12 protein-coding genes are annotated in these 13,263 nt (G+C 64.3%); 6 read left to right on the top strand and 6 right to left on the bottom strand.

Going from position 1 to position 13,263, the window contains the following annotated elements:
- Nucleotides 1–134: 134 nt before the first annotated feature.
- Together ACSQ3L_RS01300 and ACSQ3L_RS01295 are read right to left on the bottom strand one after the other, a co-directional pair.
- Complete coding sequence (locus tag ACSQ3L_RS01300) at nucleotides 135–887, bottom strand: SDR family NAD(P)-dependent oxidoreductase (RefSeq protein WP_436158293.1); 753 nt, start codon at nucleotides 885–887, stop codon at nucleotides 135–137.
- 138 nt (nucleotides 888–1,025) lie between these two features.
- Nucleotides 1,026–1,835: an IclR family transcriptional regulator gene (locus ACSQ3L_RS01295; RefSeq protein WP_436158292.1), complete on the bottom strand. Its 810-nt coding sequence runs from the start codon at nucleotides 1,833–1,835 to the stop codon at nucleotides 1,026–1,028.
- Between the two features lie 187 nt (nucleotides 1,836–2,022).
- On the opposite strand from ACSQ3L_RS01295, the gene ACSQ3L_RS01290 reads away from it, so the two are divergent.
- The 5 genes from ACSQ3L_RS01290 to ACSQ3L_RS01270 are packed head-to-tail and all read left to right on the top strand — an operon-like array spanning nucleotide 2,023 to nucleotide 7,291.
- Complete coding sequence (locus ACSQ3L_RS01290) at nucleotides 2,023–3,036, top strand: ABC transporter permease (protein ID WP_436158291.1); 1,014 nt, start codon at nucleotides 2,023–2,025, stop codon at nucleotides 3,034–3,036.
- Entirely contained in the window at nucleotides 3,036–3,878 is an 843-nt protein-coding gene (locus ACSQ3L_RS01285; RefSeq protein WP_436158290.1) for an ABC transporter permease, read from the top strand. The genes ACSQ3L_RS01290 and ACSQ3L_RS01285 overlap by 1 nt, the downstream gene beginning before the upstream one ends.
- 39 nt (nucleotides 3,879–3,917) lie before the next feature.
- A complete protein-coding gene (locus ACSQ3L_RS01280) occupies nucleotides 3,918–4,958 on the top strand; it encodes an ABC transporter ATP-binding protein (protein ID WP_436163358.1) in 1,041 nt (346 codons plus the stop codon).
- 14 nt (nucleotides 4,959–4,972) lie between these two features.
- Nucleotides 4,973–5,983: an ABC transporter ATP-binding protein gene (locus ACSQ3L_RS01275; RefSeq protein WP_436163357.1), complete on the top strand. Its 1,011-nt coding sequence runs from the start codon at nucleotides 4,973–4,975 to the stop codon at nucleotides 5,981–5,983.
- Between the two features lie 36 nt (nucleotides 5,984–6,019).
- A complete protein-coding gene (locus ACSQ3L_RS01270; RefSeq protein ID WP_436158289.1) occupies nucleotides 6,020–7,291 on the top strand; it encodes a CaiB/BaiF CoA transferase family protein in 1,272 nt (423 codons plus the stop codon).
- Nucleotides 7,292–7,441: 150 nt separating this feature from the next.
- On the opposite strand, the gene ACSQ3L_RS01265 is transcribed toward ACSQ3L_RS01270, so the two are convergent.
- On the bottom strand, nucleotides 7,442–8,080 hold the full coding sequence (locus ACSQ3L_RS01265; RefSeq protein WP_436163356.1) for a class II aldolase/adducin family protein: 639 nt from the start codon (nucleotides 8,078–8,080) through the stop codon (nucleotides 7,442–7,444).
- On the bottom strand, nucleotides 8,080–9,444 hold the full coding sequence (gene otnK / locus ACSQ3L_RS01260; RefSeq protein WP_436158288.1) for a 3-oxo-tetronate kinase: 1,365 nt from the start codon (nucleotides 9,442–9,444) through the stop codon (nucleotides 8,080–8,082). The genes ACSQ3L_RS01265 and otnK overlap by 1 nt, the downstream gene beginning before the upstream one ends.
- 116 nt (nucleotides 9,445–9,560) lie before the next feature.
- On the opposite strand from otnK, the gene ACSQ3L_RS01255 reads away from it, so the two are divergent.
- Entirely contained in the window at nucleotides 9,561–10,298 is a 738-nt protein-coding gene (locus ACSQ3L_RS01255; RefSeq protein ID WP_436158287.1) for a GntR family transcriptional regulator, read from the top strand.
- A 34-nt stretch (nucleotides 10,299–10,332) separates the two neighbouring features.
- Here ACSQ3L_RS01255 and ACSQ3L_RS01250 read toward each other — a convergent pair whose 3' ends face one another.
- On the bottom strand, nucleotides 10,333–11,562 hold the full coding sequence (locus tag ACSQ3L_RS01250; protein WP_436158286.1) for an aminotransferase class III-fold pyridoxal phosphate-dependent enzyme: 1,230 nt from the start codon (nucleotides 11,560–11,562) through the stop codon (nucleotides 10,333–10,335).
- A 118-nt stretch (nucleotides 11,563–11,680) separates the two neighbouring features.
- Nucleotides 11,681–13,243: an ABC transporter substrate-binding protein gene (locus ACSQ3L_RS01245; RefSeq protein WP_436163355.1), complete on the bottom strand. Its 1,563-nt coding sequence runs from the start codon at nucleotides 13,241–13,243 to the stop codon at nucleotides 11,681–11,683.
- Between the last annotated feature and the right edge of the window lie 20 nt (nucleotides 13,244–13,263).

Raw genomic sequence — 13,263 nt, 5'->3', positions numbered from 1 at the left:
CCCGCCTGACGGCTGCATCCCGTGTCATGGTTTCCCGCATAGCTTTGTCGCGACATCGCCGATTCGAAAGTTTGGAGTATACGCCCGGACGCCCCGTTCGTTGCACCGTCACGCGGAATTGAGATGCGTCTGCCTCAGTAGGTGGCGCGGCCGCCGGAAACGTCGAATACGGCGGCGGTCGTGAACGAACACTCTTCCGACGCGATCCAGCAGATCAGCGCCGCCACCTCGTCGACCTCGCCAAAGCGCGCCATCGGTATCTTGGACAGCATGAAGTCGATGTGCTCCTGGCTCATCTGCTTGAAGATCGCGGTGCGAACCGCGGCCGGCGTGACGCAATTGACCGTCACCTTGGTTTTGGCCAGTTCCTTGCCGAGCGACTTGGTCAGGCCGATCACCGCGGCCTTCGAGGTGCTGTAGGCGGAGGCGTTGGGATTGCCTTCCTTGCCGGCGATCGAGGCGATGTTGACGATGCGGCCATAGTCGCGCTCGATCATGTGCGGCACGAGCGCTTTGTTGCAGTAGAAGACGCCGTTGATGTTGATGTCGATGACCTTCCGCCAATCCTCGGCCGAATAATTCCAGGTCGTCATGTTGGGGCCGGTGATCGCCGCACTGGTGACCAGAATATCGACACCGCCAAGCGCTTCGATGGTCGACTGCTTGGCGTGTTCCACGCCGGCGGCATCGGCGACATCGATGGCGACGCCGTGGAGACCAGGAAGGGTGACCTTGGCCTGTTCGATCAGGGCAGGATCACGATCCCAGACCGAGACTCGTCCGCCCTCTTCGACAATTCTCTGAGCCACCGCCAACCCGATGCCCGATGCGCCGCCGGTGATGACCGCCACTCGATCGTTGAACCGTCCTGCAAAATTCATAGGCATCCGATTTTCCTCCGTCACCTGAACGATGGACGATGACGACGCGCGCTCGCCATACCATCGGCGTCGACTGTGCGGTCACCACCAGGCAAGTTCAAGCCGGCATGCAAGGCCGATCGTCTGGACCAATCCCGTGCCGGATTACACGTGATTTCCCTCGAGTTCCCTGCCCAGTGCTTGCACCATCGCCACCAGCGCCGGTCCGATCTCGGCATGCGCGCGCTCCTCGGTGATGATCTCGCCGATGCCGCCGCAGGTGATGGCGACCAGCGGTGAGCCGTCACGCGGGCGGAACGGCACGCCGACCGCATGGATATAGCTGTGCCAGGCGCCGAACGAGGTCACATAGCCCTGCCGTGAATACTGGACGATCGCATCGTCGATCGCCGCCGCGATCATCGCTGCCTTGTCCGGCTCTGCCTCCTGCAAAGTCCGCACAAGGCTGGCACGCTCCTCGGGTGAAAGTGCCGCCGCATAGGCCAGCCCCATCGATGTCTTCCAGATCGGCAGATAGGAGCCCGGGTTGAGCCGCAGCGTGACAAGGCTCTCCGACCGGCAATTGGCGAGATACACCATGTTGAGGCCGTCGCGCGTGCCGAGCGCTACCGCCGCACCTGTCAGGTCGGCCAGCGGCTGCATCAGCGGCCGGGCGACGTGGACGACGGCACTGGAGCTCAGCGCCGAATAGCCGAGCGCCACTGTGGCCGGCCCCAGGCTGTAGCGGCCGAGATCCTTGTCGTAGAGGAGGTAGCCGAGCGCGCTTAGCGTATAGGTGATGCGCGAAACCGTGGCCTTGGGCAGGCCGGTGCGGGCAATGATGTCCTGGTTGCCGAGCGAGGCATCGGCCGGGCGGAAGGCGCGCAGGATGCCGAGCCCGCGCACCAGCGACGACGAAAGCTGTGCGCCTTCGCCTTCAAGCTCCGTCTCGTCCCTGGTCGCTCGCTTGCGCACGCTGCGGGTCTTTCTGGCGGTGGCGTCCGCCTGTCGGGCCGGTGTCGCCGGCGCGGTAGATCAAAAATGAAATTAAATTCCATTTATATTGACAGGCCCTTTCCCTGGCTGTCAATATGCTTCCCTCGATGGCATCTCCCAGTGCCTTGTGTCATCTTACGAAGCCCGTCCTTGTGAAGGTAGCCACGTGTCTCGCTATATTTTGCGCCGGCTTATCACCATGCCATTTCTGGTGCTAGGCATCGTCACCATCGCCTTCCTGATCACCACGGTGACCAAGGGCGATCCCTTGACCGCTATCGTCGCCGAACAGCAGATGAGCAATCCCGAAGTGGTCGCCGCCGCCAAGGCCCGCTGGGGCCTCGATCGTCCCTTACCGGAACGCTATATGATATATCTCGGCAATCTGTTGAGCGGCGACCTTGGCACCTCATTCATCACCAAGCGCAATGTCGGCACCGATATTCTCTACCGCTTGCCGGCAACGCTCGAACTGGTTTTCGCCGCGATGATCTTCGGCACCACCCTCGGCATCGTGCTTGGCGTTCTGGCCGCCTACTTCCGCAACAGCTTGATCGATCATGGCGCAAGGCTGTTCGCTTTGTTCGGCTCGTCGCTGCCGGTGTTCTGGTCGGGGCTCGGCCTGTTGTTCATTTTCTCGGTTATGCTGAACTGGCTGCCGGGGCCGGGTAGGATCGATGCCCGCCTGGCATTGCCGCCCGGCAACACCGGCTTCCTGACCATCGATTCGCTGCTGGCCGGCGACTGGACGGTCTTCAAGGACGCAGTCTGGCACCTGCTGCTGCCGGCCTTCGTTCTCGGCTGGACGGTGTCGGGCACCATATCGCGGCTGGTGCGCGCCAACATGCTGGATGTGATGAGCCGCGAGTTCGTGCTCACCGCGCGCGCCAAGGGGGCGAGCGAGTTCCGTGTCGTCATCGTGCACGCTCTGCGCAACACCATGGTGCCGACCTTGACCGTCATCGGCTATTCCTTTGCCTATCTGATCACCGGCGCGGTGCTGACCGAAACCATCTTTTCGTGGCCCGGCATGGGCTCCTACGCCGTCGAGGCGGCCCGCGCGCTCGACTTCCCGGCCATCATCGGCGTCACCATCGTCGGCGGCCTCGCCTTCCTGGTCACCAACCTCATCACCGACATACTCTACGTCGTGGCCAATCCGCGCGTGAGATTGAGCTGATGTTGGCGGTCGAAACCAAATCCCGTTCCGCCGCTGTTCCCGAATGGCTGACCGCGCCATTGGTCATCGGCACGGTCGTCATCCTGTTCTGGCTGTTCATGACCGTGTTCGCCAATCTTGTCGTGCAGTTCGATCCGCTCGAAATGGTGGCGCGCCGGTTGCAGCCGCCGAGCTGGGCGCACTGGCTGGGCACCGATGCGCTCGGCCGCGATGTCTTGAGCCGCACCTTGCACGGGGCGGCGCATTCGCTGCCGATCGCGGTTCTGGTCGTCGCCTCTGCCGTGATCATCGGTTCGCTGCTCGGCGCCATTTCGGGCTTTGTCGGCGGCCTGGCCGGTGCGGCGATCATGCGGCTTGTCGACGTGACATTGTCGTTCCCGCCGATGCTGCTGGCCATGGCCGTCGCGGCGTCGCTCGGGCCGGGGCTCGGCAATGCGGCCGTCGCCATGGTGCTGGTCTGGTGGCCCGTTTACGCCCGGCTGATGCGGGCGCAGGTGCTGGAGGTCAAGGAGCGCGAGCATGTCGAGGCGGCAATCGCCGCCGGCGCCAGGCCGCGCCGCGTGCTGTTCACACACATATTGCCGCTTTGCTGGACCCCGGTGCTGATCAGCGCGACGATGGATTTGGGCCAGGTCGTGCTGCTTGCCGCATCGCTCAGCTTCATTGGTCTCGGCGCCACGCCGCCGACGCCCGAATGGGGGTCGATGATCTCCGATGGCGCCGTCCATTTCTATCAGTGGTGGATCGCCTTCGGTCCCGGCGTCGCCATCCTCACCATCGTGCTCGGCTTCAACTTCATCGGTGACGGCCTACGCGACATTCTCGATCCAAGGTCGGACTAGGCGATGAGCGCACAGGCATCTTCAGCACGCTCCGGCGCAATCGATAAGGCAAGCGAGCGCAAGCCGCTGCTGTCCATACGCGGCCTGCGGGTCGGGTTCCGGCGGGCGGGCGATCAGTTCGAAGCGGTGCGCGGCATCGACCTCGACGTCGCCAAGGGCGAGGTGGTCGGCATTGTCGGCGAGTCCGGCTCAGGCAAATCCGTCGGCATGCTTGCCGCGCTCGGCCTCACGTCAAAGAACGCGGTGGTCACTGGTTCGGTTCGGTTCAACGGCGACGAACTGGTCGGCAAATCGGCGCGCGAGATGCGCAAGATCAGGGGCGCGCGCATCGCCATGATTTTTCAGGACCCGCTGTCCTCGCTGAACCCGGTGATGACCGTCGGCGCCCAGATCGCCGAAGCGGTCAGGCTGCATCAGCGCGTCACCCGCAAGCAGGCCATGGCCCGTGCGGTGGAATTGCTCCATCTGGTGGCGATCCCGCAGCCCGAACGCCGGGTCAATCAGTATCCGCACGAATTCTCCGGCGGCATGCGCCAACGCGCGGTCATCGCCATGGCAGTCGCCAACGATCCCGATCTGTTGATCGCCGACGAGCCGACCACGGCGCTCGACGTCACGGTACAGGCGCAGATCCTTTCGGTGTTGCGCTCGCTGCAGGAACGGCTCGGCCTGGGCCTAGTGCTGATCACCCATGACTTAGGCGTCGTCGCCGGCCATGCCGACCGTGTCGCGGTCGTCTATTCCGGCCGTGTCGTCGAACAAGCTGGCGTGTCCGAGCTGTTCGCCGACCCGCGCCATCCCTACACGCGCGGCCTCATCGCCTCGATCCCCAACCTCGCAGAAAGCCGCGAGCGGCTGTTCTCGATCGATGGTTCGCCGCCGGCACTTGGCCGCTTGCCAGGCGGCTGCGCCTTCCATCCGCGCTGCATCTACTCAGAGGCGCGCTGCCGGACCGAGGATCCGCCGCTGCATGACATTGGCGGCCGCTTCTCGGCCTGCCATTTCGCGACGACCTTGCCGCCCTTCCACAGCGCCGCGTTGGCGGCGGCAAGTCTGGACAGCGGAAGCGTGGCCCCATGAGCGTAGCGGAGCAAATTCAAGTCGAAACCAAGCCGGCAGCGCTTTCGGTACGCCATCTCGTCAAGGATTTTCCGGTTCGCGGCGGCCTCGTCTTCGACCGTGCTGTTGCCCATGTCCGTGCGGTCGCCGATGTTTCATTCGACGTAGCACCCGGCGAGACCCTGGGGTTGGTCGGCGAATCCGGTTGCGGCAAGTCGACCCTCGGGCGCTGCCTGATGCGGCTGATCGAGCCGACCAGCGGCGAAAGCTGGTTCCGTGGCCAGAACCTGCTCGCGCTCAATCACGAAGACATGCGCCTGATGCGGCGCTACATCCAGCTCGTCTTCCAGGACCCCTACGGGTCGCTGCATCCGCGCATGCGCATTGCCGACAACATCGCCGAGCCGCTGCGCATGAGCGACATGTCGGCGGCCGACCGCCGCGCACGGGTCGCCGAATTGCTCGAACTCGTCAGGCTCAATCCCGAGCATGGCAAGCGCTATCCGCACGAACTGTCCGGCGGCCAGCGCCAGCGTGTGGTTATCGCCCGCGCGCTTGCGCTGAACCCGCAAGTGGTGATCCTCGACGAGCCGGTGTCGGCACTCGACGTCTCGGTGCAGGCCGGCGTGCTCAATTTGCTCAAGGATATCCAACAGTCCTTCGGTGCATCCTATCTGTTCATCGCCCATGATCTGTCCGTCGTGCGTCACATCTCGCATCAGGTCGCGGTGATGTATCTCGGCAAGATCGTCGAGATCGCGCCGGCGGCCGAGCTCTATTCCCGGGCACTGCATCCCTACACCCAGGCGCTGCTGTCGGCGGTGCCGCTCGCCAATCCCGAGAAGGAGCGCAAGCGCGAGCGCATCGTGCTGACCGGCGATGTGCCGAGCCCGCTCAACCCGCCATCCGGCTGCCGCTTTCGCACGCGCTGCTTCAAGGCGCAGGCGATCTGCGCTGCCGTCGAACCGCCGCTCGATCCCGCTGGCGGTTCGCATCGGGTCGCCTGTCATTTCCCGGAGCCGGTCAACACTTTCAAGGCTGTCTGACAAGCCTGCCGAATCCACCGCGAAGGAATTTTGATCGTGACTGAGGACCATTCCGAAGATGCCGGCGCGGCAGGACCCACGCGCTTGCCGCTCGAAGGCATCAAGGTTCTCGATCTCTCGCGTGTGCTGGCCGGGCCGTGGGCGACGATGAGCCTGGCCGACCTCGGCGCAGAAGTCTGGAAGATCGAGAACATCGATGGAGGCGACGACACCAGGGCATGGTCGGTACCGAGCTACAAGGGTGTCTCGACCTATTATCTCTGCGCCAATCGCGGCAAGCAGAGCATCGCACTCGACATGAAGAGCCCCGAGGGCTTGGCGATCGTGCGCGAGCTGGCGGCGAAGGCCGACATCGTCGTCGAGAATTTCCGCTCCGGCACCGCCGACCGCCTTGGCGTTGGCTTCAAAGAGCTGAGCGCATCCAACCCGCGCCTGATCTACTGTTCGATCTCCGGCTACGGCCAGACCGGCCCCGATGCCGGACGGCCAGGCTACGATTTCGTCATGCAGGCCGAAAGCGGCCTGATGGCCATCACCGGCGAGAGCAATGGCGAACCGATGCGTGTCGGCGTCGCCATCACCGATATCGTCTGCGGCATGGTCGCCACGCAGTCGATCCTGGCAGCGCTTTTTGAACGCGCGACGACGGGCCAGGGACAGTTCCTCGACCTGTCGCTGATCGACTGCGCGCTCAGCCTGCTGATCAATGTCGGTAGCGGTTACCTCAACACCGGCCGCGAGGTCGCCCGCTACGGCAATGCGCATCCGACGGTTGTTCCCTATCAGATATTCGAGGCCGCCGATGGCGGCTTCGCACTGGCCGTCGGCAATGACCGCCAGTTCGCTGCGCTATGCGAGCAAGTCGTTCACTTACCGCATCTGGCCAGCGACGCGCGTTTCATCAAGGCAGGGGCGCGCGCCACCAACCGCGAGGCGCTGCTCCCGCAGCTTGCCGCGGTCTTCAAGACGCGGACGCGCGATCACTGGATGGCCGCCTGCGCCGCGGCCAGCGTGCCGGCCGGCACTGTGAAGTCGATACCGGAAGTCTTCGACAGCCCCAATGTGCGCGAGCGCGGCCTCGTCCACACCCTGCCGCATCCGCATCTTGGCACTGTCAGCATGGTGCGCCCGGCGCAAGGTCTGGCCGCACAACTGACGGCCGACTTCACCGCACCGCCGATGCTCGGCCAGGACACAGCTGCCGTGCTGGCTGGCGTTCTAGGCTACAGCACCGAGACCATCGGCCAGCTGATCGGCACCGGCGCCATAGGCGTCTATGCGCCGGCCACCGAGCCCGTTCCCGCCTGATCTTCCACGGAGCCTGTACAAGAACGTGCTGGTTCTTCGCTTCAAAAGCGCGAAGAGCCGTTCCTTGTTTTGGCGCAATTCCCAAGGGAAAGCGCTGTGCGTTTTTCCTGGGAAAACCGTTTCACACTTTTCCTGAAATTGCTCGGCCGGTTATTTCTGCTGGCCGTAATTCTTGTAGCGCCCGCGAATGGCGGCGAGCTCAGTGTCCTCGATCAGAACCGGCGTGCCGGCGCTGCGCGCCAAAAGATACTGCCGCGCCAGGGTTTCCAGCTTGATGGTTCGGATGAGCGCCGTGTCGAGATCGCCGCCGAAGGCGATCATGCCATGATTGGCGAGGAGGCAGGCCGTGCGATCCTTCAGCGCCGCCACGGCAACCCTGGCCAGTTCGCTTGACGCGAACAGCGCGTAGTCCGAGCAGCGCACATCGTCGCCGCCGAAGCCCGCCACCATGTAGTGGAACAGCGGCAGTCCTTCGCGCAGGCAGGACAGCGCCACGCAATGATCGGGATGGGCATGCACCACGGCGCCTGCTTCGGAGAAGGCCTTGTAGATTTCGGCGTGCATTTCCCATTCGCTCGACGGCCGGAATGCGCCCTCCCAGCTGCCATCGAGTTGCATCGGCACCATCTGCTCTGGCCGCAGGGCGCGTGTAGCTACTCCCGTCGGCGTGATCAGCATGCCGCTTGTCGTGCGCACGCTGATGTTGCCGGTGGTGCCGACATTCATCCCGCTCGCGTCCAGCGTCTGCGTCGCGGCGATCAAACTGGCGCGTGCGGTCTCGGTATTCATCACGATGCTTTCCCTGTCGTGGCCTTTGCCGGGGGCCATGTGTCGATTGCCGGCGCAATAGTGCTCGGCCGTGTCATATCTTGCAGGACGTCGGCGAAAATATCAGGGCCGCCGAGCTTTCCCGACTTCAGCATCAGCGCCAGTGGGGAGGGCTGACCGGGGAGGTAGGCGATGGCACGCGACAGGCCGGGGCCTTCATAGGCGCCCATGGCGATGCGGTCGATGTCGAGCGCCTTGACCACCGAACCGGCGGTCTCGCCGCCGGCGACAACGAGCCGCCGCACACCGAGATCGCGCACCAGAATCTGTGCAATCCCGGCCAGGAGTTCTTCTGCCTTTGCCGCCACCGCGTCGCGGCCGTGCGCCTGCTGCAGCGCCTCGACCGTCTCTTGCGAGGCCGTGGTGGCGATGGCGATCACTGTGTCTGGCAGATGGCGCTCGGCAAAGGCGCGCGCCTCGGCCATGACATCGGCGCCGGCGAAGGCGCTGGCCAAATCGATCGTCAGCAGCGGGTTATTCTCAGCGAAGCGTTCGAGCTGTTCGATGGTGCGATCGGCGACACTGCCGGCCAGTACCGCTGCCGGCCCTTCGACGGCCGGCAGGCTGGCGGCAACGAGGTCGTCTTCCTTCACCAGCCCATGCGCCAGCCAAGCCTGCGGCAGATGCGCCGCAACCGAGGAATTACCGGTCATCAGCGGCAGGTCGAAGGTCGCTTCCGCGATCGCCGCCAGGTCACGCTCGCGGATCGTGTCTGTGACCAGCAGCGTCTCGCCGCGCGCGCAGTGCTCTCGTATGGCGCTGCGGATGGCTTCAGCACCGGCATCGACAATGAGATAGGGCACCAATCCGACCTTGCCCTTGCCCTTGCTCTGCGCCTGCAGCACGCGAACCAGATTGGAATCGGTCATCGGCGTCAGCGGATCGAAACGCTTGGGCGATTCACCCAGCAACTGGGCGCCGCCGAACATATGCCCCTGATAGACGGTGCGACCGGTTTCACAGAGCGCCGGGGTGAACAGCGTCACGCCGCCGCCAAGCCTGTCGAGCAGCGCCTCGGCGCAAGGGCCGATATTGCCGGCGGGTGTGGAATCGAAGGTGGCGCAGTATTTGAAGAAGATCTGCCGTGCGCCTGCCTCGACCAGCCGGTCCGCGGCCTCCAGCACCTGGCGCACCGCATCGCTGGCCGCGATGACGCGGGTCTTCAGCAGGATCACATGGGCAAGATTGCCTGATGGGATCGGCGCGTTCAGTCCGACCGTACATCCCGTTGGAATGCCGCGCGCCACCAGCATCGACGCCAGTTCGGTGCCGCCGGTCAGATCGTCGGCTATGGCGCCGAACAGGAGCGAAGGCGACGCGGTCATGTGGCCCGTTTCTTGTCTACTTGTCTCATGTCGATGGTCACTTTGCCTGTGGTATCATATACACGGCGCGGCTGATGCGGATGCGGCATGCGGGACTTTAGAAACGGAGAGCGGATGTGACTGCTTCTATCGCGCCGATCGCGCGCGACAATCTGACGACGCGCGTCTACGAGGAGCTCCGCCGCGCTATGATGGAAGGCCGTTTCTGGCCGGGCCACCGCTTCAAGATCCGCGATCTCGCCGCCAGCCTTCAGGTCTCCGAAACGCCGGTGCGCGAGGCGCTGATGCAGCTGGTCCGCGAAAAGGGCTTGGAGATGGAGGCCGGCCGCTCGATCACCGTCGCTCAGCTTTCGCTGGCCCAGTATCTCGAACTGCGCAGCATCCGTCTGCATCTCGAAGGCATGGCGGGTGCGGCGGCAACGACGCGCATCGAGCCGCGCGAGATCGACCGTCTGGCGGCGGTGCATGAAAAGCTGATCGCCAATGAGGACGATGGCCACTGGTTCGAAGCTGTCCGCGACAATTGGGAATTCCACCATTCGATTTATCAGGCGGCCGGCATGCCGGAACTGCTGGCGATCATCGAGGGCATCTGGCTGCGCAACGGGCCGCTGGTGAACTATCAATACCCACACGCGAGGCCGACCTATGATGGCCGCCACCGGCACCTCGATATTCTCGACGCGCTGCGTGCACGCGACGAGAACGGCGTTCGCAAGGGCATTCAGCAGGACATGATCGAAGGCGGCCGCTTGCTGGTCAAGGTTCTCGAACGGCTGAACGACGGCGCGGTGACGCCCGAGGAACTGCGCCGAGCGGCGCAGAACGGGCGCCTGGTCTCGGCCGCCGGCTGAGCGATCTTTTCTTCTACGCCGCATCGGCGCCGGTTCACGCCACCTGCGCCGCGGCGGCCATACCGGCATCGGCAGCCTGCAGGGCAAGATCTATGTCTTTTGCGGTATGCGCGGCACTCAGGAACATGTTGTGCCGGGGGTGGAAATAGGCACCTTCGCGCAAGGCGGCCGAGCAGAAGGCATTGGCCAGCTTAAATTCGGCATCGTCGTCGAACAGCACCATTGGCATCGACACCGGGCCGGTCTGGCGCAGTGACAGGCCATGCTTCTTCGCTGCCGCATCGAGGCCTGAGCGCAGCCTGTCGCCCGCCGCAGTCATCCGGGCAATCGCATCGGTATCGCGCAGCGTGTTGATGGTGGCGATCGCGGCGGCCATGGCGACGGCGCCATACCAGAACGAACCCGTCACATAGACCTTGGTTGCGGCTTCGCGGAACCGGTCGGTACCCGTGATCGCGGCAAGCGGGTAGCCATTGGCGATCGCCTTCGAGAAGGCGGACAGGTCCGGCCGCACGCCGAGCGGCTCCCAACTGCCGGCGAGGTCGATGCGGAACCCGGCCCTGACATCGTCGACGATCAGTGCCGCGTCGGCGGCCGTGGTGAGCTCGCGCGCCCTTCTGGCAAAGGCGGCGGTCGGCAGTTCCTGGTCGCGGGCGATGTCGTGGCGGAAGGCGGTGACGATGACAGCGGCAAGATCGTTGCCAGCCTGCTCGACGGCTGCCTCAAGGCTGGCAACATCATTGTAGTCGAAATGGATCAGATGGGCGCGGTCCTCTGAGGTGACGCCGGCGAGCGAAGGCGTGCACCACGGCACGGCGCCGTGATAGGAGCCGCGCGCGACCAGCACCTTGCGCCTGCCGGTGCCGGCACGCGCGATCGTCACGCAGGCCGTGGTGGCGTCGGTGCCGTTCTTCTGCAGCATCGCCCAATCGGCATGCGCAACCGTTTTGACCAACAGCTCGGCCAGCTCGACCAGCACCTCGCCGGGGCCGTTCATCGCATCGCCGAGGCGACGCTGCCGCTCGGCCGCCGCCTCGACCGCCCGATGATGATGGCCGAGGATGTTGGGACCCCAGCTGCACATCAGATCGATGTATTCGCGCCCGTCGACGTCCCAGACCCGGCAGCCGTCGGCGCGCTCGAAGAACTGCGGATAGGCGGAGCCGAGATAGCGCGTCGCCATGTGTCCCCACATACCGCCCGGAATGACCGAGGCCGCACGCTCGCGCAGCAACTGGTCCTTGGAGTTGATCAGGGAAGGCATCGCGAAATCTCCGCTTATTGATATATCATATATTAGATTTACTGAAAGGACAGGATCTGCTGGTCTTCCACGGTGGAGAACAGGGGAGGCGGCTGTCCGCCTCCCTGGTATCTCCAGCTCAGTGGCTGAGTTCCGCCAGCGGCAGGTTGCAGCAGGCGCTGTAGCGCACGCCCTTGACGTCCGACTTGTAGGCCAGGATCAGGTTCGGGCTGATCAACGGCAGGATGATCCTGTCCTTGATCATTTCCTCGCCGGCCTGGTGCCACAGCTTGGCGGCCTCGTCGCCGCTTGCCGCAAGGGCTGCCTTGTAGATATCCGCCTCTTTCGGATTGAGCACCGACGGGTCGCGCTCCGCGCCGGCGCGGCGCGACCACGGGCTGCCCTTGGTCATGGCGAAATAGTCGACATATTGCGATGTGCCATAATAGTCCGGCGCGTAGAACACCGCCGTCATCGGGATGCCGTCGCCATTGACGCGCTCGCGCCAGTTGGCGAAGGGGATCGGCTGCAAATCGAGCTTGATGTTGATCTTGGCCAGATCCTGCTGAACCTTCTGCATCAAGAGCGAGAGATCCACGCCGTAGACGTTCATGCCCGGGAATGCCGCTTCCATCTCGAAGCCGTCGGCATGGCCGGCCTTGGCCAGAAGCTCCTTTGCCTTGGCAACGTCATAAGGCTGCGCCTCGAAGCCCGAACCGCCGGGGAAGCCGAGCGGGATCGGCGCGCTGATCAGCTGGCCCTCCGCGCCGATGGTGAAATCGAGGATACCAGGACGGTCGAGGCCGAGCGAGATGGCCTCGCGCACCTCGGGCGTCAGCGGAACCTTGTTGGCTTTGGCGCCCGGCGACAGCGCCACATAGATGAAGTTGTAGGACGGCACGGTCTCGATCTTCACGTCGCTGCCGGTCATCGTCTTGGCTGTGTCTGGGTCGATCTGCATGGCGATGTCGGCGGTGCCGCTCTGCAGCATCTGCGCCTGCGCCACCGCATCCTTTGTCTGGCGGATGACGACTTCGCTCAGCGCCGGCGCCGTGCGCCAGTACTTGTCGTTGCGCGCCAGCCGCAGTTCCGAATTGGGCTCATAGGATTTCAGCACGAACGGCGCGCTGCCCGCCGAATGCGCCAGGAACCAGGCCTCGGCATTGTCTGTCGTCGAGGCGTCCGCATCGGCCTTGGCGCCGGCTTCGGAAGCGACCTTGCTGTTGACGACCGCTGCGTAGGGCGCCGCCGCGATGTTGAGGAATTCGGAGCTCGGCGCGACCATCTTGACGACGACCGTATGCGCGTCCGGCGTCTCGATCGAGGCGACATTGTCCATCAGGAACGAGGCGCTGCCCTTGAGGTTCTTCAGCCGCTCCCAGGACCATTTCACGTCCTTGGCTTCGACCGGCGAACCGTCCGAGAATTTGGCGGCCGGGTCGAGCGTGAAGGTGAAGCTGGTCTGGTCGGCATTGCCTTCCCACTTCGAGGCAAGCAGCGGGATCAGCTTGTTGTCCTTGTCGAGCGTCAGCAGCGATTCATAGACGCTGGAATTGTAGATCTGGCAGGTGTCGCAGAAAGCGCGGTGCGGATCGAGCGAGTTGAGGTCGATGTTGCGCGCGATGACCAGCGGCTTGCTGTCCTGCGCGAACGTGGCCGGCGCCCAGAAGGCGCTGGTGGCCAGCAGCGCGGCCGCCAGCATCGTTGCTCTGGTCTTGGCTC

It is taken from the genome of Mesorhizobium sp. LjRoot246 (assembly GCF_964254115.1).
Lineage (GTDB): Bacteria > Pseudomonadota > Alphaproteobacteria > Rhizobiales > Rhizobiaceae > Mesorhizobium.
The sequence above is the reverse complement of the archived record's forward strand: the minus strand, read 5'-3'. Positions and strand labels throughout refer to the sequence as shown.